This is a genomic window from Microbacterium sp. CFSPD4_SD4 (assembly GCF_057364585.1).
Window position 1 is genome coordinate 1 of record NZ_JBNFOC010000019.1, and the last position, 19770, is coordinate 19770.

The window sequence follows — 19770 nt, forward strand, 5'->3', positions numbered from 1 at the left end:
GCCGCAGGCGCCTCGGTACCCGCCTGCGACCCGGGCGCCGGGGCGACGGTGAAGAGCGGCCGATCCGATCCGGGGGCCGCCGGTTCCGGGGTCTCGGTGCGGCGGGGAGGCGGCGCGGGCGTCGGTGGGCTGGGAGTCCTCGTCCACGACGGACGGCGACGCCACCAGCGGCACGACCTGCGGCGGAGCGAGCGGAGCGGCCTCCACCGCGGCGGGAGGCGGCGGAGCCTCGACGGCCGCCTTGGCGGGCACGGCGACCACGACGGTGCCGGCGACGCGGTCGGCCCAGGACTGCCGTCTGCCGCCGCGATCCCAGGCGCTGGAGGCGACGACCACCCAGCTGCCGACAGCCACGAGGAAGCCGGCTCCGGTGATGATGCCGCGGACGAACTGGCGCCCGATCCCCGGCGACCACGGCCGGTCGGCGCGCGCGCTGCGCAGGCGCAGCACGGCGTTGCCGAGGGTGAGGCCGGTCCGCGCTTCCAGCACCCAGAGGAACAGGGCGAGCTCGAAGACCGTGAGGGCGGCGAGCAGCACGCTCTGCGTCAGCACGAGGACGACGGCGGAAGCGAGGAACACGGCAGCCGCGTCGAGGGTGAAGGCCGCGATCCGCTGAACGGTGCCGGCGGGGGCTCCGCGGAAGGCGGGGCCGAGTCCCTCGGCCGGCGAGGGACGGTGCGCCGCGACGAGGCGATCGGCGTGGGCGGCGCGGGCGTCTGGCGCAGCGGCGTGCCGTCGACACCGGGGGGGCGCCGCGATCAGGGCGGGCGGCAGCGCAGGGATCTCCCCCGGACGGTCTCCGCCGGGCGCCATCGGCGGGATCGAACCCCCGCTCGGCCAGGACTGTGATGGGCCGTTCCCGCTCATCCGGCCATCATTCCACGAACCAGGGAGAGCGCATTCGCGTACAGCAAGGCCGACGGCAGAGCGAGCGCGACGGCGAGCCATTCGAACGCATCACCGACCCGCGACCAGACCAGCGACTTCGCGCCCTTGGACACCGGGATGACGACGCCGACCGCGGCCAACCCGACAAGGAACAGCAAGGCCGCTCCGAGCAGGTGGAAGCCGGTCCCGAGGGCCGCAGCCACCTGGATGCCGGCGACGAGGCAGACCACGGCGGCCGCGGCACGGGGGAACCACCGGAGGAGGCGCGAGGTGGTGTGCCGCGGCGTGAGCAGCAGGGCGAGCGCGAGGCAGCAGAGCAGGGCGATCCCACCCGAGACCACGAAGGCGTCGTCGGGCCAGGGCCGCAGGAACGCGACCGGGGCCATCGCCGCGGCCACGATGCTCAGCACGGCGGTGCCGGCGATGAGCCGCGCGGAGGAATCGTCGACGACCGCGGTGATGCGCTCCGGATGCAGCAGCCCGACCGACTCGGGGATGGCTCCGCGCACGGTCCACCGGCTGGTCATGAAGTGCTTGTAGTCGATGAAGTAGCCCTCGGGGAGGTTGACGAGGCTGCTCGGGAGCGCGCGCAGGCCCAGCGGCACGAGCCCGAGCGAGAGGGCGGCGGCCTCCGCCTCCCCCCACCGCAGCAGCAGGGCGAGGCCCCAGACGGCGGCGAGGCCCACGAGCAGCACCGTCGCCGTCCCCGCCGCGGCGCGCATCGGCGGGCCCGGGCCGTGACGGCGATGATCGCGGTGGTGATGCCGGCCGCGAGGAACCCGGTGGCGGTCGACAGGTGCGACGCGTCCTCCAGCCGGCCGGGATGAGGAGAGCGCCGGCCGCGAACGACAGCAGCACGGGCGCGAGCACCCCGAGGATGCCGCGCACTCCCGCCGCGGAGTCGCGTCGCGCCCACGCGACGGCGCCGCCGACCGCACCCGCGGCGACGAGGAGGGCGACGAGCAGCCGGATCAGGGGATCGACGGCGCCCTGGGCGAAGACCGCGACGAGCAGCATCCCGCTCACGGCCAGCAGCCACCACCGTGCGCCGTGGTCGGTGCGCGTCGGGCCCGTCGCCTTCTCTGCCGGGCGCGCCTGCGGAGCCAAAGCCGTGCGGTCGATCAGCGCGTAGAGGCCGCCGTCGACGAGGTCTTCGCACTCGGTGTCGCCGGGGATCTCGTAGCCCCCGGGGCCGATCGTGACGAACCGGTCCGCGTCGGGGATCCCGCTCAGGGTGAGGGCGTCCTCCAGGGTCTCGTCGAGCGGAAGGGAGAGGTCGATGCGGCGGTCTTCGCTCTGGAGGACGATCCGACGCCGCTCTACGATCTCGACTGACACACCTGCACCCTATCCACTGCGCGAGACTCTCGCCGCGCGGCGCCGCCGCAGGCGTTCCCGGGGATCACGATGCCCCCGCTTCGACGGCGTCGATGATCTCGCGTGCGCCGTCGGTCGTGAGCGTGACGTGCCCATACACAGACGTGTCAACGACTCCCGGGACCAACCGCTCCATCATCGACTCGAGGTCGATGGCCTCACCGTCGACGTCACGGACCGCAAGCTCGATGTCATCGGTCGGCAGATCGTTCTCATCGATGATGATCTGAAGAACCGACGCGAGGTCCGACTCGGTGAACTCCGCATCATCGAGATAAACGCCGACCGACAGCTCGAAGGAGAGTCCGCTCGTCGCCTTCTCTGCAAACGCCTCGGTGACTCCGACATCGGAGGCCAAGAGCGCCGCGGGGATCTCCTCGACCTCGTCGTCGGCCAGATCGCCAGCTACCAGCGAGCAACCGTTAACGGAAAAGACCGCCCCTGTGAGAAGCACGGCGGTGATGATTTCGCGACGACGCCTCAATGCTCCACCCCCGAATACACCTGGTGGTCGATGACCTGCCCCCCGAGTCCGGCGAGATCCCAGGGGTCTTCGCCATCGTTCTCTGACCGATAGTGTCGTTCCCACGCGGCGACGGATTCCGCGTACGCATCATTGTCGTGCGCATCGAAGAGGTGTTTCCCTGGCGGGTCGGGGAGCGTGATCTGGTGCATGTTCGGCGGCAGAACCGTGATCGGCGTGTGCGGCACATCGATCGGTGCGATGCCGGGAAGACCCGGCAGCGCGATCGCGCTTCCATCGGTCATCGGCACGATGTCCGACGCGTGCTGGAACGCATAGACGGGGACGTGCGGCGGCACCGCGAAGTTGTCGACGGGCGAGCCGTTCGTCACCACCGCGAGCGGCTTGTAAGGGAAGGTCGGGTCCGCAGCGAGGTTGGCCGCCATGATGCCGCCCTGGCTGAAACCGGTCAGGACGACATCAGCTCCGGCGGGAATCCCCGCCTCCTGCATCGCCTGCAGGACCGCGCGCTCGTACTGGCCACGGAAGACCGGGTTGTCCATCATGAGAGCCAGGTTGCTGTCGCGGTCGTTCATCGCACCGTGCGGCCCGTCGAACTCCCACGGCTGCGTCGAGGGCAGCGACACCACCCAGTGGGTCGAACCGTCCGCCGCCCGCACCTGCTTGATGTCGATGACCGTCGCGTCCTGACCGCCCATGGCGTCCGTCGTCGTGTTCACCGCGACGAGATCCGAGAGGGAGCGCAGGTCGGTGACTTCGTGCGCCTCGATCCACGCGAGGAGCGCCCTCCCGCTCAGGTCATCCGGGTCGATCTCCCGCACGTTCACGTCCGTGTCGAGGAAGTCGTCCAGCACATTTCCGCCGAGGACCCCGAGCGGGCCGCCGAACAGCCCCCCGAGCACCGGCATCATGTCGGCGACCACTCCGCGGAGCCGCTGCAGCGCGTCGCCGACCAGCGGGACGAGCTTGTACAGCAGCTCGGCAAGCGAGACGACAGCGCTGATGAGGTTCTTCACGAGCGCGCCGCCGACCGTGACGAACTCCGCGGCGGAGCTCGCGAACCGCTCGAGGTCCTTGAGCTTCGACAGCGGGTTCACCGACCAGCCGAAGAGGTCCTCGGCGAATCGGCTGAGACGGCCGAGGAAGTCGCAGATCAGCACGCGGGTGGACTCGATGATGTGCGAGACCGCACGCACGGCGCTCGCGGTCGCGCCCGTCCACTGCACCCCGTCCTCGCTCACGGAGAGCACATCGGAGAAGCGCTCGCGCAACGCCCTGACCGTGCGGCCGTCCAGGTCGACCAGCCGACGATCAGCGTCGCTGAGCATCGCGTGCGTCCTCCCGAGCGCGCGCTCCGCGTCCTCCCAGCGCGCCGCGAAGGCGCCGACGGTGCCCGGGTCGCCGAGCAGATCGTCGAACCACTCGCGGAGGGGCTGGATGTACTGGATCAGCAGACCGGCGATGCCGGGGATGCTCGCACAATCGGCCTGCGCCGACGTGTAGCCCGCAGCGCCCGCTGCCCAGGACCCGGATCGCACCTGGCCGCTGATCGCGGCGACCGCGGTCACAGCGCCTGTCCTTCGATCGCGCGGAAGGTCGTCACGGCGGTCTCCTCCACCTCGCGGAACTGTCCGACAGTGGCCGCGAGAGCCGCAGACGTCAGTGCCGAGAGCGCGCTCGCCGTCGTGAGCGTCGACCGGGATGCCTCTGCGAGCGCCGACACCGCCGGGCCGAGCAGGGGGGTGCACAGAGCGCCGAACGCCTCTCCGCCCACGCCGCCGGCCGCGTTCGCCGCGGCGCCGCGCAGGATGTCCGCGGCATCCGAGAGCGCCCGCACATGAGCCTGCAGCAGATCCGCGTCGACGATGATCTGCTGGTTCGCCGCTCCCGTGGTCATTTCCATCCTCCCGACATCGTCATGTTCAGCTACCCCCCGAGTGCGCGCTGGCCGGCCAGGTCCGTCTCGGAGTACGACGTCGCGAGATCGTCCAGGGTGGTCGCGATGGCGTCGACGAGGGTGGCACGCTCCCGCATCGACAGGTCGAAGCGCCCGTGCGCGGAGTCGAACGCGGACTGCGCCTCCCCCGACCACGAATCCCGCAGCACGCCGGCGATCCCGACGAGCTGCTCCAGGGCCGCGTCGATGTTCGCCGACGCGTCGCCGATGGAGCGCGCAGCCGCGGCCAGGCGGGACGGGTTGACCTCGATCATCGCCATCAGCGGTACCCGAGGGTGTCGTCGCCGGGGGCCGGAAACGCGACCTGGACGTCGCGCCGGACCGCGTCGACCAGCCCGGAATCCGCACCGAGCGTCTTTGCCAGGGACTCGACCACGGCGTCGGCCGCCGCGCGCTGAGCCGCGGCGATCGTGTCGGTGATCGTCGCGCCGAGCGCGATCGCATCGTCGATGGCGCTCGACAGCCGCACCTCGGCGATCGCCCCGGTCGGCTGCGCCACCACCGTGACCCGACCATCCGACGACGTAACCGTCGCCGTGGTCTGCGTCGCCGCCGCAGACACCCGCGCCGCTTCCTCCGCAAGCTCGCGCGAACGCGCGATCTGCGCATCGATCTTCGCGTTCAACGCCTCCATCGACGCGAGAACGTCATTTCCCTCCGGCATCTTCTTCCCCCTCCGTTCGGTCACAACGAGTCGAGTGACCGATTGCGCTTAGTGCTCATGCTTTCCCCCTTGCGCGGCGGTCTGTCGTCGTGACGAGCTGGTCAGCACTACGGCAAGGACGACCCCGCCGATGACGAGGATGGCGAGCACGGCCCCACCGCCGATCAGCAGCGGCGCGAGACCTGTCCCGGCAGTACCCGAGTCAGATCCCGCCTCACTCGTCGGCTGCGGAGAAGCGCTCGCGGCGAGCAGCGCGGCTTCCTCGTCCACGTTGGCCTGCTGGGGAACAGCGTTCTCATCGTCGGCGTCCCAGAGCGGGTTCACATCCGGGTACTTCGTCGGATCGACAGCCAGCATGCCGGAGAGCGATATCGCCCCGTACCCGCCGCTGTTGTTCCACCTCGGTTCGTGCTCGCCCTTCGTCCCGGTGTTGTGGATCATGCTCTGGATGAGCTGATTGGACGTCGCCTCCGGGTACTTCTGCTTCACGACCGCCAGGAAGCCCGCCGCGATCGGCGTCGCCAATGACGTCCCCGAACGCAGCTGCTGCGCGTCCCACGAGTCCGCGGTGCCCTGCGCGATGATCTCCAGCCCCGGAGACGCCACCTTCACGTCCTCACTCAGATTCGGCGAGGGCTCGGCGAGCACCGGATCGTACGTCGAGTACTGGATCTTGCCGTCGGGACCGAACGCCTGCACGGCGACGACACCGTTGTAGCTCGAAGGCCAGTCACCGACCCCGCCCACATTCGGCAGCGAACCCAACACCACGACTCCGGCCGCATGAGCCTTCGCCACCGAATCCGCGGCGTCGACCAGCCCGCCCAGCGAAACCGAGATGATATCCGCACCGTCGTCCACCGCCGCCGAGATCGCCTTTGCCAGGCCGGAGGGGCGGCGCATTCCCTCATCGCTCAGATCGTCGTTGATCAGCTCGCCGTTCTCCTGGAGACAGGTCGACTCGACATCATTCCCCTCCGGCGCGCTGGTGGTGATCATCGAGTTGTAATAGAGCACCGTCGCGCCCGGCGCCACACCCTTGATGGGGGTGCCGCCGACCGCCTCTCCCGTGCCCAGGATCATCGAGGCGACGTTCGTGCCGTGATTCGCCGCGACATAGTCCGAGGAGATCGCGTCATACCGCTTTCCCGACTCGTCGAAACAGAACGACTCCTCCCGCACCTGGAGGTCAGCGCCCCGCAGACCGGGAGCGTCCGGATTCACCTGGGTGTCGATCACGGCGATCGTCACTCCGGAACCGTCGAGGCCGGCGTCCTGTGCGGCCTGCACCTTGCCCCGGTTGAAATACCACAGCCCGCCCTCGGACGCATCGGATGCAGCCGCCTCGCCGGAGGACCGAGGCTCGACACTCGGCTGGGCGACAGGGCCGGCGCAGACGATCGATCCGGTCAACGTCGCGGGGTGGCGCTCGGCATCATCGGCCGTGACATCCACATCGTCACCAGGCTCCCATCCCTCGACGAGGGATACTTCGCCGTCGGACTCTTCGATGGTGAGCACGGCACCTGAGGCGTTGAGGTGGAGTTCCGTTCCTTCGAAGAGCACCAGCCCCTCATCGCTACCGGCGCCGACCGATCCACGGCGGTCGCTGTCGAGCCGGATCGAGAAGCGTCCCTGTGGATCGTTCGAGATCGCAAGCCCGTGCGCACTGGCCGAGTCACAGGTGATTTGGTCAGGCCGCAACGTCAGAGTCCGCTCTCCGCCGTCGGTCACGTAGGTCACTCGGAGCCCGGTCGCGCCGCTCGGGGCACAGGAAGCAAGCGAAAGCGCGGTCAAGGCCGCCGCAAGGAACGCTGCCGCAGCCCGCCGCATCCCGGACACAGCGCGCCCACGGATCAGCTCACCGCGTCCACTCATCCCCCGTACTCCACCATTTCGAACCGGAACGGCGTCTTCAGTTGGTGGGCTCGTCGCGGGACCCGGCGCGCGCTCCCTTGGCGCGGGGACCAGCTTCCTCGTCGTCCTCCAGCTTCGGCGCGATAGGACCACCGAGGCCCGAACGCTTCGCCTTCTCCTCCTCGTCGGCGCCACCGGTGCCGCCCATCATGCCCATGCCCGGTCGGCCACCGGCTCCTGCCGCGCCGGAGGACCCGGTGCCCGAGGCACCCGCCCCGCCGACGCCGCCAGCACCGGCCATACCGCCGGGACCTCCTGCTCCACCGACGCCGCCAACACCACCGACGGCGGAGTTACCGAGCAGACCGCCACCGGCCTTGAGCCCAGCGCCTGCGCCCGGCCCCAAGCCGGCACCGCCGAGCCCGCCCATGCTACCGAAGCCGGCGATCTTCGAGCTCGCCGCGATCGCCGCCGCACCGGCGCCACCGCCCACGATGCCACCGAGGCCGCCGCCACCCGCACCGCCGCCGGGGACATAGCCCCCGGGAACGGTCGGGTATCCGCCGCCCGGTCCGCCGCCGCTGCCCGTGCCGCCAGGGCCGCCGGGAAGCAGACCACCGCCGGGAGAGTCGATCGAAGGGTCCTTCCCGCCGGGAAGCCCGGGGCCTTCGCCACCCGGCACCACCGGGTCCCACCCGATCCCCGGTCCGCCCGGATTCGTCGGGGGAGTGGGGAAGCTGGGGTGCGCAGGAGAGGTCGGAACGGGCGGCTGATACGTGCCGACCCCGCCGCTGGGCGGCGGGGTACCGCCGACACCGGGAGCAGAGCCGGAGGGCACGCCGCCGATTCCCGGGGATCCGATCCTCGGGGCATCGATCTCAGGGCCACCCGTGGGTCCGTCGTCGATCTTCTCGCTGTTCGAGGAGTCGATCCGGACCTGATTGAGTTCCGCGGATGCCGCGCTCAGTTTCCTCGTCGGCTCCAGCAGCGCCTTCTCGACCTTCTCGACGATGGCCCGTGCCGCCTCCTCGCGCTGGTTCCCGAGGAAGTCCCCGATCACGTCCAAGGCTTTGTCGGCGGCGAGCGGTCCCAGCACGGGGTGGACCACGAAGGAAGCGCCCTTCGCTGCGTTGGCCCAGAACGGATCGACTGCGGCCGAGGGAAGTTCCGCTGAGGCCGCCGTGCGCCGTGCTTCGTTGCCCTCGCCGACGGCCGAATCGATCGCGGTCACGATGTTCCGGATTCGGGTGAACTTGTCTCGGATCTCGTCGACGGCGGCCGTAGCAGCTTCCGCCGAGCTCCCCGTCCAGTACTCCGACTTTCGGGCGTTCGCGAGCGCACCGTCCAGCGACTCCAGCGCGTGGATCAGCGCCGACGTCTTCGGGATGATTGAATCCGACAGGGCTCGAATGCGGTTCAGTTCCGCCTCGTACCCGCCGCTCTGCTTACCGGCCATGGTTGCCCCCTTGTTCCGTTGTCTGTCGACGTGATGATCGTGTCGAGACGATCGCGAGAGTGATGCCGCCCACGACCAGCACAGCAACGATGACACCGCCGATCACCCACGGCATCGCCGACACATCCGATGGTTGCTCAGCCCCGCCGGGCGCGGAAGAGGGTCGTGGACTCGCTGTCGCATTTTCCCGATCCTGTGCCGCCTTGACCTCGTTCACCATCGCAAGCGACGGGGAGGCGTTCGGGTCATCGGCATCGAAGATCGGATTCTCATCCGGATACTTCGTTGGATCCACCGCCAGCATCCCGGTGAGAGACGCCGCGCCGTATCCCGTGCCGGAGTTCCATTTCGGCTCGTGCTCGCCCTTCGTGCCCGTGTTGTGGATGAGACTCTGAATCAGCTGCCCCGCTGAAGCCTCCGGATACTTCTGCTTCACGACCGCCAGCATCCCCGCCACGATCGGCGTCGCGTACGACGTCCCCGATCCGAGCGACTGTGCCTCCCACGAGTCCGACGCGCCCTGCAGCAACAGACCGATTCCCGGGGCGGCGGCGATGACGTCGTCACTCACGTTCGGCTTCCCGTACTGCCCGTTCTGGATCTTGCCGTCCTCACCGAACGCCTGCACGGCCACGACACCGTTCAGACTGGCCGGCGGGGAGGCGATCCCGTCCTCGTTCGGCATACTGGCGACCACCACCACGTCGTTGGCGTAAGCCTCCGCGATGCCCTTCGATGCGTCCATGCCACCGGAGGAGATGGAGATGATGTCCGCCCCGTCAGCCACGGCGTCCGAGACGGCATGGTCCAGCCCTGTCCGGTTGTCCGCCGCCAACTTGCTGCCACCCTCCTGCAGACACTCAGCATCCTCGCCCTCGTCGTCGAGGACACCGTCGACCACCGGCGCAGTGTAGAACAGCATCTCCACCCCGGGCGCGACGCCCTTCACCGGGGCGCCGCCAGTGGGTGCCTCCCCCGTTCCCACGATCATCGATGCGACGTTCGTCGCATGATGCGAGGCCACATAATCTGTCGCGACCGACGGATACGGCGTCCCCGACGCATCCAGACAGTACGACGGCTCCCGGACCGTCACGTCCGCCCCGCGGAGACCGACCGCATCCGGATTGATCTGACTGTCGATCACGGCCACCTTGACACCGGAACCATCGAAGCCCGCATCGTGAGCTTCCTGGATCCGGCCACGATCGAACCACCACAGACCGGACTCTGCGGTGTCCGCAACCGCAGCCGCCGGCACGAGGGCCGCGAACGCCAGGCCGGTGAGACCGACGATCGCGGCAACCCCACGAAACGCACGCTGCATCAGAAGTCGGCGTCCTCGGGCTCGGTGGACGAGTCGGCGGCATCCGCCTTCACGCCATCGCTCAAACCGCCGCCGACCGGAGTCATCGACTCGGTCTGCTCGACAGCCGAGTCCAGCAGAGAAACGATCAGTTTCGTCTCATCTGCCAGGGCGGCGTCCTGCTCCGCGAGCTGGAGGACCGCCGCACGGATGGTGTCGTGCGTGTTCTGCAGCTTCTCGATGGCACGCTCTGTTGCATTGCCCATTTCGCGCGCGGCATTGGCGACCGCCTGATGGAACTCGCGAGTCGTGCTCGACGCCTCGCCTTCGACGACAGCCACCTCTGCAGGACTCGGGAACTCCTGCAGCTCGCGCAGAAGCCGCTTCAGCTCGGCGAACACTCCATCGAAGTCGACTGCGATACTCATCGACGCCCCCTCTTCTTTCCTCCGGCGATCCCGTCACGCCTGCTGTACCGTCCGGTGTCTCACCGAAAAGCACAGCAGACGGCGCGGGCCCGACGCATCTCTGCGCCAGACCCGCGCCCCGGGTTCACGCGCCGAAGCGCCCCGCAGCCGACTTGTCGGTCTGCACGTACTGACCCGAGATCTCCTCGGTCTTCCCGGCGATCTGCGTGAGCAGCTGCTGCATCTCGCTCAGCGAGCGGTTCCACTTGGCCTGCGCCTGGTCGTAGGCCTGCTGCGCGGCACCATCCCACGCCGCACGCAGCTTGCTGACCTCGGACTCGAGGCGGTCCAGCTCGGAACGAATACCCTGCGACCCGCTGCGGATCTGCGCCGCGAGAGCGTTGACCTGCTCCGGGCGAACGGACATCGACTGCATCATGTTCTCCTTGAAATCTCTGCGGACTGCGCTCAGGCGCCCATCATCGAGCCGAGGCCCGCGATGGTCTGCTGGTGGGATTCTTCGGTCGCGGCCTGGTCGCGCTCGGTGCCGGCGAGGGCATCCTCGAGCGTCACGAGGACCTCGTTGAGCTGACGAGCCTGCTCGTCCCACCGCGACATCAGCGTGGTGAACGATGCGGCAGCCGCACCCGTCCAGAACCCGCGCAGCTGCTCGATCTCACCGCGGACCTTCTTGGTCTGCTGATCGATCCCGGACTTCGTCTCCCGCACGGCCTGGGCTCCGCGACGCAGAGCCCCCTCTTCTGCGGAGATGACATCAGCCATTACTCACTCCCTCCGGTCCCCATGAGGACACACGCGGGGGAGCGCCTTCCCGATACGGGACGACTTCGGAACAACCCCCGACAATCTGTTTCCGCACATAGGCTAAAGCAGGTCGGTGCCCATTTCCAACGGCCTGGACAGATCCGTATCGAAATTTCTACGTTCGATCGATGAATGGCCTGAAGCATCGGCACGCCACTTCCGCTGATGCCCGGCGCCCTACCGGTCTTGCGCGCCTCGGTGCTCGTTGTTCCGTCGTCGTGAAGATCGCGTGAGCACGACCGCGAGAATGATGCCGCCCACGAGAAGGACAGCGACCAGGACCCCGCCCCCGATCAGCAGCGGCACCAATGCGTCCTGCGTGGACGAGGCCTCGCCAGGCTCGTCGCTGTCGGCGGTCGGCGCCGGCCGCGCAGCAGCAGCAGCAGCAGCGCGGACGTCGGCCGCCGACGGCCGGGCGTTCGGGTCTTCCGCATCGAAGATCGGGTTGACATTCGGGTACGCCGTCGGATCGACAGCGAGCATCCCCGTCAGCGAGACCGCTCCATAGCCGACGCTGTCGTTCCACTCCGGCTCGTGCTCGCCCTTGGTGCCCGTGTTGCGGATGAGACTCTGCAGCAGCTGACCCGAGGTGGCATCCGGGTACTTCTGTTTCACCACGGCGAGGAAGCCCGCCGCGATCGGCGTCGCATACGACGTGCCGGTGAGGAGGACCTGCTCGTCCCAGGAGTTCTCGCTGCCCTGCCCGAGCAGACCCATCCCCGGCGCAGCGACGATCACGTCGTCGCTCTGATTCGGCGAAGGCTCGCCCACGCCCTCGATGGTGGTGGAGCTCTGGATCTTCCCATCAGCACCGAACGACTGCACTGCGACGACGCCGTTGCCCGACGCAGGCTGCGAGGCCACCCCGGAGTTGTTCGGAAGAGCCGCCACCACGATCACGCCGGCGGCCTCCGCCTTGGCGAGGGCGTCGGTCAGATCGAAGCCCCCGAGGGAGATGGAGATGATGTCGGCGCCATCCTCTACCGCATCCTCGATCGCACGCGACACCCCGGTCGTCCCATCAGCCATGACCGTGCTGCCGTCTTCGAGCAGACACTGCTCGTCGAACTTCTCCCCCATCGCGGTGTCGAACACCCCATCGGTGACGATCGCCGGGTAGTAGAGGACCTTCGCACCAGGCGCGGCCCCGGTGACGGGAAGGCCGCCTGCCGGGGCATCTCCGGTCCCTGCGATCATCGAGACGACGTGCGTCGCATGCGACGCCGCCACATAATCGGTCGACGTCGCCGGCACCGGGTCTCCCTCGGCGTCGCGACAGTAGGAGTCCTTCACCTCGAGATCCGCGCCGCGGAGACCGACGATGTCGGGATTGATCTGACCGTCGATGACCGCGACGGTGACACCCGTCCCGTCGAAGCCCGCATCGTGCGCTGCCTGCACCTTGCCGCGATCGAACCACCACAGACCTGACTCCAGCGTCGCTGCGTGAGCTGCCGCGGGCGCGACCAATGCCATCACCGTTCCCAGCGTTCCCATCCACACGAGCAGCCGCCGCACGCCGCGGACACGTCCAACCTGCATGATCCCCTCCGTTACCCTCCGCCGCGCGAGACCGTCGCCCCTGCCCGCGCGTGCGCAACAGATAGTATCTGGCCTGTCAACTAGAGTGAGTCCGGGCCGGACCCCCGCAATGCCTGCGGCGGGAGAGCATCACACACGTGGGGGGACACCACCGATATGAGCCAGAGCGGCACCGTGGCAGGAACCGTGCTGCGGATCTCCGTGGTCAGCGACGACCGCAGGCTCGACGTGGGGGTGCCATCGCAGGTCCCCCTGGTCGAGATCATCCCCGGCTTCGCCCGCAGTCTCGGCGTGCTGGACCCGACCCTCACGCACGGCGGGTACGCGCTGCAGCGGGCGGACGGCACGCCCCTCGACCCCGCTCGCGGCGCCGCCGCCCAGGGCGTGCACGACGGCGAGCTGCTGACCCTGGTGCGCGGCGGACTCATGCGCGAGCCGCGCATCTACGACGACGTCGTGGAAGCCGTGATCGACGCGACCGCGGAGCAGCACAACTCCTGGACCCCCGCGGACAGCTCCCGCACCGCCCTCTTCGTCAGCCTTACCTTCCTCGCCCTCTGCGCCGTGCTCCTCGTCGCGACGCCGCCGACGTCTCTGCTCCCGGCGATCATCGCGGGATCGGGCGCGGTCGTGCTCAGCGTCGCCGCCGCGGTGCTGATGCGGCTGCGGCAGCCGGAGGCCGGTCATGCGCTCGGACTCACCGCCGCGGCGTACGGCGGGCTCGCGGGCTACCTCGCGGTCCCCGCGCAGAGCATCTGGGGCTGGCCGCTCGCGGCTCTCGGGCTCGGACTCGTCGTCGTCGGGGGCCTCAGCCTGGCCGTCACCCAGGACAAGCCCGAGATCCACCTCGTGCCCATCGCCCTCGGTGCCTCGATCGGGATCACGGCCACGGCGGCCGCGGTCTTCGGCGACCCGCTCGCCTCGTACGCGCTGATGCTCGCGACCACGGCGCTGCTCGCGAACGGCATCCCCTGGCTGGCTCTGAGCTCCACCCGCATCCGGGTGATCTCGCCGCAGAGCGACGCCGACATGTTCTCCGCGCCGCAGCCCATCGACGCCGAGGAGGTGAAGCGTCGCGCCGCCGCCGGCACCCGCACGCTCATCGCGCTCCGTGCCGCGCTCGGCCTCGCCGCCCTCATCGCGACCCCGCTCGTCGCCGCCAGCGGCGTCACGGGCGCCGTGCTCTGCGTGCTCGCCTTCGTCGGCATGATGTTCCAGTCGCGGCAGATGCACGCCCGCCTCGGGGTGCTCGTGCTGATGGCGATCGGGGCGATCGGCCTCGCCGCGACCGGTGTGACCGTCGCGCTCGCCCTCCCCGACGTGCGCACCTGGATGCTGCTCATCCTCGTGGTCGCCACCGTGGTGCTCATCGGGCTCACGCTGCTCACGCCGAAGGCCCGCCTCCGCCTCACGCGGCTCGGGGACACGGTCGAGGTCGTCGCGCTCGCCCTCCTGCTCCCGCTCGGGGTCATCACGGCGGGGCTCGTCTGACCGATGGCGACCAAGAAGGACCTGATCGAGGCCCAGGGCTTCAGCCGGCGACGGCTCCTCTCCGCCTTCACCGGCGGCGCCCCCGGCGGCAAGGAGCTCGAACCGGCCAAGCCGCTGCGCGCCGTCATCGCGGGCATCGCCCTCACCGTCGGCGTGATCCTCGTCGGCGTGTTCTGGGGCATCATGCAGCCGGGCCTCCCCGGCGACTGGCAGAACAACCGCCTCATCGTCGCCACCGACACGGGCGCCCGCTACGTCTCGGTCGAGGGGACGCTGTACCCCGTCATCAACACCGCCAGCGCCCGCCTGCTCATCCCCGCCGGCGAGTTCAAGGTCGTGCGCACGGATCAGGCCGCCCTCGACGGCATCCCGGTCGGCGGTTCGATCGGCATCCTCGGTGCCCCTGACGACCTGCCCACCCCGAGCGCCCTCATCAACACGGCATGGACCGCGTGCATCGACGACTCTGCCGGGACCGCCGTCTCGCTGTCAGGGGCGCCGATCGCGGAGCCGTCGACGGGCACCGGCGCGGTCGTGCAACGCGGCGACGAGCTCTTCGTGATCGCGGACGGCCTCCGGTACGCCGTCCCCGCCGACGACGCCAACGCGGTGCTGCGCGCGGTCGGCCTCGGCACCAGCGACGTCATCGAGGTCGACGGACGCTGGCTCAACCTCTTCGAGAGCGGCGCCGACCTCGAGCCGATCCGTCTGAACGCCGTCGGCGCCCGGGTGCCGGGGACCGATCTGACGGCGGGCACGATCGTGCACGTGCAGGGCAGCCCCGCGGACGAGCGCTACGTGGCCCTCGCGACCGGAGAGCTCGCGCGCCTCAGCCCGCTCGCGTACCAGCTCTACCTGCTCGGCAGCGCGCAGGAGGCCGGCGCGGACGAGGAAGAGGTGTCCCCGGCGGAGGTGGCCGACGTTCCCACCGTTCCGAACGCCGGTGGCGACGACTGGCCCATGCTTCCGCTGACGCCGCTCGCCTCCGGCGAGACCCCGTGCGCGGTCCTGGGCGGCGACGCCCGCACCGTCCTCGGGTCCACGAGCACCGAGCTGCCGGAGGACCGCGACCGTGTCGCCGTCACCGTCGGCGGCGGGGCCCTCGTGCAGACGAGCGGCCCGTCGGACGAGGCGGTGGGCATGGCCGTGCTCGTCGACGAGTCCGGTACCGCGTACGCCATCCCGGGCGCCGTGCCGGACGAGTCGGCGGAGGACGCCGCCAGCGGACCGCTCGCCCAGCTCGGTTACACCCCCGGCGACGTCGGGCGGGTGCCGAGCGCGTGGATCGACTTCTTCGCCGCCGGGCCGGCGCTGACCACAGAGGCCGCGAGAGAGTCGCCCGGCTCCGGGGACGAGTGATGCGCCGCCGCGCCGCTCTCGCCACCCTCGTGGTGGGCGCTGCCGTATGGGGGGCGCCGGCCGCCGCGGTGGCCGCGCCGACCGCTCCCACGACGATCGTGTCGATGGCGACCGGCGCCTGCGAGCCCGGCACCGTGGTGTTCGCTCCCGAGGCGCCGTCGGCACTCGCGGCCCTCGGGGCGGAGGATGCGAACCGTCTCGCCACCGGGAAGGGCGTCGTCGTGGCGGTCGTCGACTCCGGGATCGACGCCGGCAACCCGCACCTCGCCGGCGTCGTCGTCGGGGGCGTGAACCTCGTCGGCGACGGCGAACGCGGCGACGGCCTGAGCGATCTGACCGGGCACGGCACCGCCATCGCCGGGCAGATCGCGGCGCAGCCCGTCTCCGGCTCCGGCGTGGTGGGGCTCGCCCCCGATGCGCGCCTGCTGTCCGTGCGCGCGTTCCGCAGCGACTCGCCGCAGGACATCGACAAGGGGTGGGGACCGAGCGCCCAGCGCCTCGCCGACGGCATCAACTGGGCGGCGGACAACGGCGCGGACATCATCAACGTCTCGTCGTCGCAGGAGACGGACTCGCCTGCGCTGCGCGCGGCGGTGGAGCACGCGGCCGCCGTCGGAGCGCTCGTCGTCGCCAGTGGCGGCAACAGGGCCTCCGACCCGGAGGCCGAAGACGGAGCCCGGTATCCCGCCGCCTACGAGCAGGCGCTCGGCGTCAGCGCGGCCGATGCGACGGGGCTCGCGACCGACAGCTCGATCCACGGTCCGCAGGTCGGGGTCACGGCCCCCGGCGCGAACGTGCTCACCGCGGCGACCGGCGGCGGCGACTGCCTGTTCGCCTCCGACGCCCCGGCATCGAGCTTCGCGACCGGCTACGTGAGCGCGGCGGCGGCCCTGGTCGCCGAGGCGCACCCGGAGGATCCGCCCGCGGGGTGGGCGTACCGGCTCACGGCGACCGCACTTCGCGCGGATGCCGACAACCGCGATGACGTGAACGGCTGGGGCTTCATCCGGCCCTCCGCCGCCATTCAGCTCCTCCCCGACCCCACCACCCGCGGACCCGTCAGCCCCTTCTTCGACACCGGGGAGAGTGCGGTGCGGCCCCCGGTCGTGAGCGTCGAGCCCGACCACGGGGTGCCGCCGTTCGTCCTCACCCGCGAAGTGGCCCTCATCGCCGCGATCGCCGGGGCGAGCCTGCTCGGAGTCCTCGGCATCCTCATCGTCCTCCGGCGACGCCGGGAGACCCCCGCCGACGCGGCGGTCGAGGTCGAACGACAGGGCGGCCTCCTCGACCGCCCCGACCCCGAAGCCTGAGAGGCAGAGGCCGGATCAGCGGCCGGCGGCTGCCGCCTGTCGCGCCCGGACGACCGCCCCCACGAGCACCGCACCGGTGACCATGACGCCTCCCGCCAACGGCAGCAGGAGCAACCCGACGGCCGCGCTCTGCGGGTTCTGAACGACCTGACCGTAGACGAACGCCCCCATGCTGCCGAGCACTCCGACGAAGAGCGCCGCCGCGACGAGCCAGAGCAACGGGGTCATCGCGGTGCGCATGGTCGACGGCTCGCGGACGAACCGGAAGGCGAAGCCGGCGAAGAGGAACGACACCGCTGCGACGACCAGAGCCACGAGACCCCCGAAGAGGAATTCCGGGTCGGTCGACACCGCGACGAGCGCAGGAATCGCGACGATCGCCGACAGAGCACCGAGCACGACGGCGAACACGCCGGCGACACGCGGCCTGCGCGACGTGCTGCTCGTCGCCGTCGACTGCTTCGCATCTCGATCCATCCGTCTGTCCCCCCTCTTTGGACTTCGCCCACCCTAGCGAGGGCCGCAGGGCGCCGGCCTCCTCAGGCGAAGACGACGAAGCCCAGCGCAACGAGACCGACGACCGACACGACGCCCGCCCCGACGGTCGCAACAAGGGTGACGACGCTCCATCGCTGCGCCTGCTTGGCGACCGACGGCAGCCCGGGCTCCACCACCCGCGTGGGCGCGGCCGCCCCGACGACGACGGGCGGAGCGGCGGGGGTGCGCGGAGCCGGACGCGGCTTGTAGATCGCGGGAGCCGGCGCGCCGTCTGGGGCGGCGAAGGAGTCGACGCGGAACCGCGGTTCGGCGGCCTGGGGTGCGGTGCCGTCGCCCTCTGCGGCGGCGCCCTTCTTCCGCCGCAGGCGTCGAGCCGGACGCGCGACCGCCACGGTGGCGTCCTCGGGGGCGTCGGCCGCCGGAGGCCCGGAGCGATCGACGACCACGGTCGCGTCATCGATGGCCTCGCCCACGGCGTCCTCGGACCCGGCATCGACCGGCTCATCGGCGACGGCGCCTTCGGGCGCATCCTCCGCGGCATCGTCGATCCGGTCGGGAGCCGGAGCCGTCTTCGCGCGATCCACCACGATGGTGGCCTCATCGACGGCGGACGATGTGTCATCGGCCGCCGGGGGCACCGGGTCCGCCGCTTCGGCCCGCCGGCGGTCGCGCCGTGTCAGGATGACGGTCTCCTCGGCCTCGTCGTCGCTCATCGCGCTCGCACCGGGACCGTCGTGCCCTCGAGCATCGAATCGGTGACCGCGGACACGGCGGCCCGTCCGCCCGTGGCGTCGTCCGGACGCGTGCGTGCGCCGCCGGAGACGACATCGATCACCAGGACCGAGATGTTGTCTCGTCCTCCGCCCTGCAGCGCGCGGCGGACGAGGGCCGCCGCCGCGGTCTCCGGGCGGCCGTTCATGGTCAGCGTCGCGCGAATGGCCTCATCGCTCACCTCGCCGGTGAGTCCGTCGGAGCACAGGAGGAGCCGCTCGCCGTCGACGACGGGGAGCAGCCAACTGTCCGCGGTGCTGTCCGGAGCCCCGACCGCGCGCGTGATGACGTTGCGGCGCGAGAACGAGGCCAGGTCTTCGGGGCGGAGCTCCCCGGCATCGACGAGCTCCTGTCCGAGGGAGTGGTCGATCGTGAGCTGCGCCAGCTCGGTACCGTGGTGCCGGTAGACCCGGGAGTCCCCCACGTTGAAGACGAGCCAGTGCGGCGCACCCTCGTGATCCACGAGGGCCACACCCGTCACGGTGCTGCCCGCACCGCGGGCGTGCGCGGCGGCGATGCCCTCGACGACGGCCGCGGCTCGACTCAGCGCGTCACTGATGTCGCCGACGTCGACCGTCCGCCCGCGCAGCGGCTCGAAGGCGGCGACGACGGCCGCGCTGGCGCGATCACCGGCGTCGTGCCCGCCCATGCCGTCGGCGACCAGGAAGACCGGACGCGCGTCGAGCACCGCGTCCTCGTTGGCCGTCCGCGTGAGCCCGGTGTCGGTCAGCGCGGCGACCCGGAGGACGACGGATTCCACGGTCACGAATCGCGCTCCGCGACGACGTGCATGCCCACTTCGCCCAGGATGAACCGGCCGGTGCCCACCACGCTCTCACCGGCGTCCAGGAGCGTCTCCGAGCCGTCGTCGGCCACCACGACGACGCCGTTGGTGGCGTGCAGGTCGGTCAGGCGCCACTCGTCCTCCTGCACCACCAGGCGGGCGTGGGTCTTCGACAGCGTGCGGGTTGTGTCCGGGATGGCCAGCCGCTGCTCGCCCGGCTCCCCGGTGGGGTTCCGGCCGATCACGACGCTCGCGCCGGACAGCGAGAACCGACGACCGTCGTCCAGCACGAGGACGCGCCGCACCCCGCGCTTGCGGGCGACGACCACCGTGGCGTCGAGGTCGTCGTCGGTGGGACGCGGCGTCACCACGGTCTTGTCGACATCGGGGATGAGGCCCTCGGGCGCAGCCGGAGCCGGTACGGGCGCGCTCTGCGCTGCCGCGGGGGCATCGGCCGGAGACGGGACGGGACGGATCGTCGGCATCGGCGGGGCCTCGGCCTGACCAGCGTCGCGGAACGACGGCGGCACCGGGCGCACGACACGATTCGCCTCCGTCGTCGGCGCGGAGGCCGGGATCTGCTCGGCCGGCGGGACGGCCGGTGCCGGCGCGGGCTGCGGGGCCGGCGGAGGCACGTCGCCCATCGCGGCCATGATCCCCGTCGGCGGCTGCGCTGCGACGGGCGGCTCCGGCTGCGGCGCGGGGCGGCGGGCGGGAGAACGGGGTGCCGGGGGGCGAGGACGGGGCGCGGCGGGCGGGGGTCGGGCGGGTGCCGGGGGGGGACGCGGCGCCGG

22 protein-coding genes are annotated in these 19770 nt (G+C 70.8%); 4 read left to right on the top strand and 18 right to left on the bottom strand.

From position 1 onward, the window contains the following. Positions 1-867 (bottom strand): RDD family protein (locus tag AC2W7E_RS15975; protein WP_485989508.1); only part of this gene is annotated, 867 nt, incomplete at its 3' end. Continuing rightward, on the bottom strand, positions 864-1610 hold the full coding sequence (locus AC2W7E_RS15980) for a hypothetical protein (protein WP_485989509.1): 747 nt from the start codon (positions 1608-1610) through the stop codon (positions 864-866). The genes AC2W7E_RS15980 and AC2W7E_RS15975, both read right to left, overlap by 4 nt. A 155-nt stretch (positions 1611-1765) precedes the next feature. On the opposite strand from AC2W7E_RS15980, the gene AC2W7E_RS15985 reads away from it, so the two are divergent. Further along, the gene (locus tag AC2W7E_RS15985; RefSeq protein WP_485989510.1) at positions 1766-2020 is read left to right on the top strand and encodes a hypothetical protein; all 255 of its coding nucleotides are present in this window, start codon (positions 1766-1768) and stop codon (positions 2018-2020) included. 270 nt (positions 2021-2290) lie between these two features. Here AC2W7E_RS15985 and AC2W7E_RS15990 read toward each other — a convergent pair whose 3' ends face one another. The 12 genes from AC2W7E_RS15990 to AC2W7E_RS16045 form a co-directional block, all read right to left on the bottom strand. Then, the gene (locus tag AC2W7E_RS15990; protein WP_315107715.1) at positions 2291-2719 is read right to left on the bottom strand and encodes a hypothetical protein; all 429 of its coding nucleotides are present in this window, start codon (positions 2717-2719) and stop codon (positions 2291-2293) included. Positions 2720-2745: 26 nt separating this feature from the next. Continuing rightward, positions 2746-4317, bottom strand: coding sequence for an alpha/beta hydrolase (locus tag AC2W7E_RS15995; protein ID WP_315107716.1), 1572 nt, complete (start codon positions 4315-4317; stop codon positions 2746-2748). After that, on the bottom strand, positions 4314-4646 hold the full coding sequence (locus tag AC2W7E_RS16000) for a hypothetical protein (protein ID WP_315107718.1): 333 nt from the start codon (positions 4644-4646) through the stop codon (positions 4314-4316). The genes AC2W7E_RS15995 and AC2W7E_RS16000 overlap by 4 nt, the downstream gene beginning before the upstream one ends. Positions 4647-4675: 29 nt before the next feature. Further along, positions 4676-4966, bottom strand: a complete 291-nt coding sequence (locus tag AC2W7E_RS16005) for a WXG100 family type VII secretion target (RefSeq protein ID WP_315107720.1) — start codon at positions 4964-4966, stop codon at positions 4676-4678. Then, positions 4966-5370, bottom strand: a complete 405-nt coding sequence (locus AC2W7E_RS16010) for a YbaB/EbfC family nucleoid-associated protein (protein WP_485989511.1) — start codon at positions 5368-5370, stop codon at positions 4966-4968. Before AC2W7E_RS16010 ends, AC2W7E_RS16005 begins: the two co-directional genes overlap by 1 nt. A 48-nt stretch (positions 5371-5418) precedes the next feature. Continuing rightward, a complete protein-coding gene (locus AC2W7E_RS16015) occupies positions 5419-7113 on the bottom strand; it encodes a S8 family peptidase (RefSeq protein WP_485989512.1) in 1695 nt (564 codons plus the stop codon). Between the two features lie 172 nt (positions 7114-7285). Continuing rightward, on the bottom strand, positions 7286-8683 hold the full coding sequence (locus tag AC2W7E_RS16020; protein WP_315107726.1) for a hypothetical protein: 1398 nt from the start codon (positions 8681-8683) through the stop codon (positions 7286-7288). Beyond that, positions 8673-10010, bottom strand: coding sequence for a S8 family peptidase (locus AC2W7E_RS16025; RefSeq protein ID WP_485989513.1), 1338 nt, complete (start codon positions 10008-10010; stop codon positions 8673-8675). Before AC2W7E_RS16025 ends, AC2W7E_RS16020 begins: the two co-directional genes overlap by 11 nt. Beyond that, positions 10010-10417: a hypothetical protein gene (locus AC2W7E_RS16030; RefSeq protein WP_315107730.1), complete on the bottom strand. Its 408-nt coding sequence runs from the start codon at positions 10415-10417 to the stop codon at positions 10010-10012. Before AC2W7E_RS16030 ends, AC2W7E_RS16025 begins: the two co-directional genes overlap by 1 nt. A 124-nt stretch (positions 10418-10541) precedes the next feature. Further along, positions 10542-10823 (bottom strand): WXG100 family type VII secretion target, encoded by a 282-nt coding sequence (locus tag AC2W7E_RS16035; RefSeq protein ID WP_081811619.1) that lies wholly within the window; start codon positions 10821-10823, stop codon positions 10542-10544. Between the two features lie 41 nt (positions 10824-10864). Continuing rightward, positions 10865-11179, bottom strand: coding sequence for a WXG100 family type VII secretion target (locus AC2W7E_RS16040; RefSeq protein ID WP_025104644.1), 315 nt, complete (start codon positions 11177-11179; stop codon positions 10865-10867). 219 nt (positions 11180-11398) lie between these two features. Beyond that, the gene (locus AC2W7E_RS16045; RefSeq protein ID WP_485989514.1) at positions 11399-12763 is read right to left on the bottom strand and encodes a S8 family peptidase; all 1365 of its coding nucleotides are present in this window, start codon (positions 12761-12763) and stop codon (positions 11399-11401) included. Between the two features lie 156 nt (positions 12764-12919). Here AC2W7E_RS16045 and eccD point away from each other — a divergent pair, with 156 nt between their 5' ends. The 3 genes from eccD to AC2W7E_RS16060 are packed head-to-tail and all read left to right on the top strand — an operon-like array spanning position 12920 to position 16923. Further along, the gene (gene eccD / locus AC2W7E_RS16050; RefSeq protein ID WP_060923226.1) at positions 12920-14254 is read left to right on the top strand and encodes a type VII secretion integral membrane protein EccD; all 1335 of its coding nucleotides are present in this window, start codon (positions 12920-12922) and stop codon (positions 14252-14254) included. A gap of 3 nt (positions 14255-14257) precedes the next feature. Beyond that, positions 14258-15613 (top strand): type VII secretion protein EccB, encoded by a 1356-nt coding sequence (eccB, locus tag AC2W7E_RS16055; RefSeq protein ID WP_485989515.1) that lies wholly within the window; start codon positions 14258-14260, stop codon positions 15611-15613. Beyond that, a complete protein-coding gene (locus AC2W7E_RS16060; protein WP_126894604.1) occupies positions 15613-16923 on the top strand; it encodes a S8 family serine peptidase in 1311 nt (436 codons plus the stop codon). Before eccB ends, AC2W7E_RS16060 begins: the two co-directional genes overlap by 1 nt. A gap of 15 nt (positions 16924-16938) precedes the next feature. Here AC2W7E_RS16060 and AC2W7E_RS16065 read toward each other — a convergent pair whose 3' ends face one another. The 4 genes from AC2W7E_RS16065 to AC2W7E_RS16080 form a co-directional block, all read right to left on the bottom strand. Continuing rightward, positions 16939-17400 carry a hypothetical protein gene (locus AC2W7E_RS16065; RefSeq protein ID WP_025104648.1) on the bottom strand — a complete coding sequence of 154 codons (462 nt, stop codon included), beginning with the start codon at positions 17398-17400 and terminating at the stop codon, positions 16939-16941. Between the two features lie 62 nt (positions 17401-17462). After that, entirely contained in the window at positions 17463-18134 is a 672-nt protein-coding gene (locus AC2W7E_RS16070) for a hypothetical protein (RefSeq protein ID WP_485989516.1), read from the bottom strand. Next, positions 18131-18958 carry a PP2C family protein-serine/threonine phosphatase gene (locus AC2W7E_RS16075; protein ID WP_025104650.1) on the bottom strand — a complete coding sequence of 276 codons (828 nt, stop codon included), beginning with the start codon at positions 18956-18958 and terminating at the stop codon, positions 18131-18133. Before AC2W7E_RS16075 ends, AC2W7E_RS16070 begins: the two co-directional genes overlap by 4 nt. Further along, positions 18955-19620 carry an FHA domain-containing protein gene (locus AC2W7E_RS16080; protein WP_485989517.1) on the bottom strand — a complete coding sequence of 222 codons (666 nt, stop codon included), beginning with the start codon at positions 19618-19620 and terminating at the stop codon, positions 18955-18957. Before AC2W7E_RS16080 ends, AC2W7E_RS16075 begins: the two co-directional genes overlap by 4 nt. Positions 19621-19770 lie beyond the last annotated feature (150 nt).

Excerpts from the sequence above, each read along its gene's own strand:
- AC2W7E_RS16035 (WP_081811619.1), bottom strand. The coding sequence starts at position 10,823 with ATGTCCGTTCGCCCGGAGCAGGTCAACGCTCTCGCGGCGCAGATCCGC.
- AC2W7E_RS16010 (WP_485989511.1), bottom strand. The coding sequence starts at position 5,370 with ATGCCGGAGGGAAATGACGTTCTCGCGTCGATGGAGGCGTTGAACGCG.
- AC2W7E_RS16080 (WP_485989517.1), bottom strand. The coding sequence starts at position 19,620 with ATGGGCGACGTGCCTCCGCCGGCCCCGCAGCCCGCGCCGGCACCGGCC.
- AC2W7E_RS16065 (WP_025104648.1), bottom strand. The coding sequence starts at position 17,400 with ATGGATCGAGATGCGAAGCAGTCGACGGCGACGAGCAGCACGTCGCGC.
- AC2W7E_RS15985 (WP_485989510.1), top strand. The coding sequence starts at position 1,766 with ATGCCGCGCACTCCCGCCGCGGAGTCGCGTCGCGCCCACGCGACGGCG.
- AC2W7E_RS16070 (WP_485989516.1), bottom strand. The coding sequence starts at position 18,134 with ATGAGCGACGACGAGGCCGAGGAGACCGTCATCCTGACACGGCGCGAC.
- eccB (WP_485989515.1), top strand. The coding sequence starts at position 14,258 with ATGGCGACCAAGAAGGACCTGATCGAGGCCCAGGGCTTCAGCCGGCGA.
- AC2W7E_RS16020 (WP_315107726.1), bottom strand. The coding sequence starts at position 8,683 with ATGGCCGGTAAGCAGAGCGGCGGGTACGAGGCGGAACTGAACCGCATT.
- AC2W7E_RS16040 (WP_025104644.1), bottom strand. The coding sequence starts at position 11,179 with ATGGCTGATGTCATCTCCGCAGAAGAGGGGGCTCTGCGTCGCGGAGCC.
- eccD (WP_060923226.1), top strand. The coding sequence starts at position 12,920 with ATGAGCCAGAGCGGCACCGTGGCAGGAACCGTGCTGCGGATCTCCGTG.
- AC2W7E_RS16000 (WP_315107718.1), bottom strand. The coding sequence starts at position 4,646 with ATGACCACGGGAGCGGCGAACCAGCAGATCATCGTCGACGCGGATCTG.
- AC2W7E_RS16025 (WP_485989513.1), bottom strand. The coding sequence starts at position 10,010 with ATGCAGCGTGCGTTTCGTGGGGTTGCCGCGATCGTCGGTCTCACCGGC.
- AC2W7E_RS16045 (WP_485989514.1), bottom strand. The coding sequence starts at position 12,763 with ATGCAGGTTGGACGTGTCCGCGGCGTGCGGCGGCTGCTCGTGTGGATG.
- AC2W7E_RS16030 (WP_315107730.1), bottom strand. The coding sequence starts at position 10,417 with ATGAGTATCGCAGTCGACTTCGATGGAGTGTTCGCCGAGCTGAAGCGG.
- AC2W7E_RS15980 (WP_485989509.1), bottom strand. The coding sequence starts at position 1,610 with ATGCGCGCCGCGGCGGGGACGGCGACGGTGCTGCTCGTGGGCCTCGCC.
- AC2W7E_RS16060 (WP_126894604.1), top strand. The coding sequence starts at position 15,613 with ATGCGCCGCCGCGCCGCTCTCGCCACCCTCGTGGTGGGCGCTGCCGTA.
- AC2W7E_RS16005 (WP_315107720.1), bottom strand. The coding sequence starts at position 4,966 with ATGGCGATGATCGAGGTCAACCCGTCCCGCCTGGCCGCGGCTGCGCGC.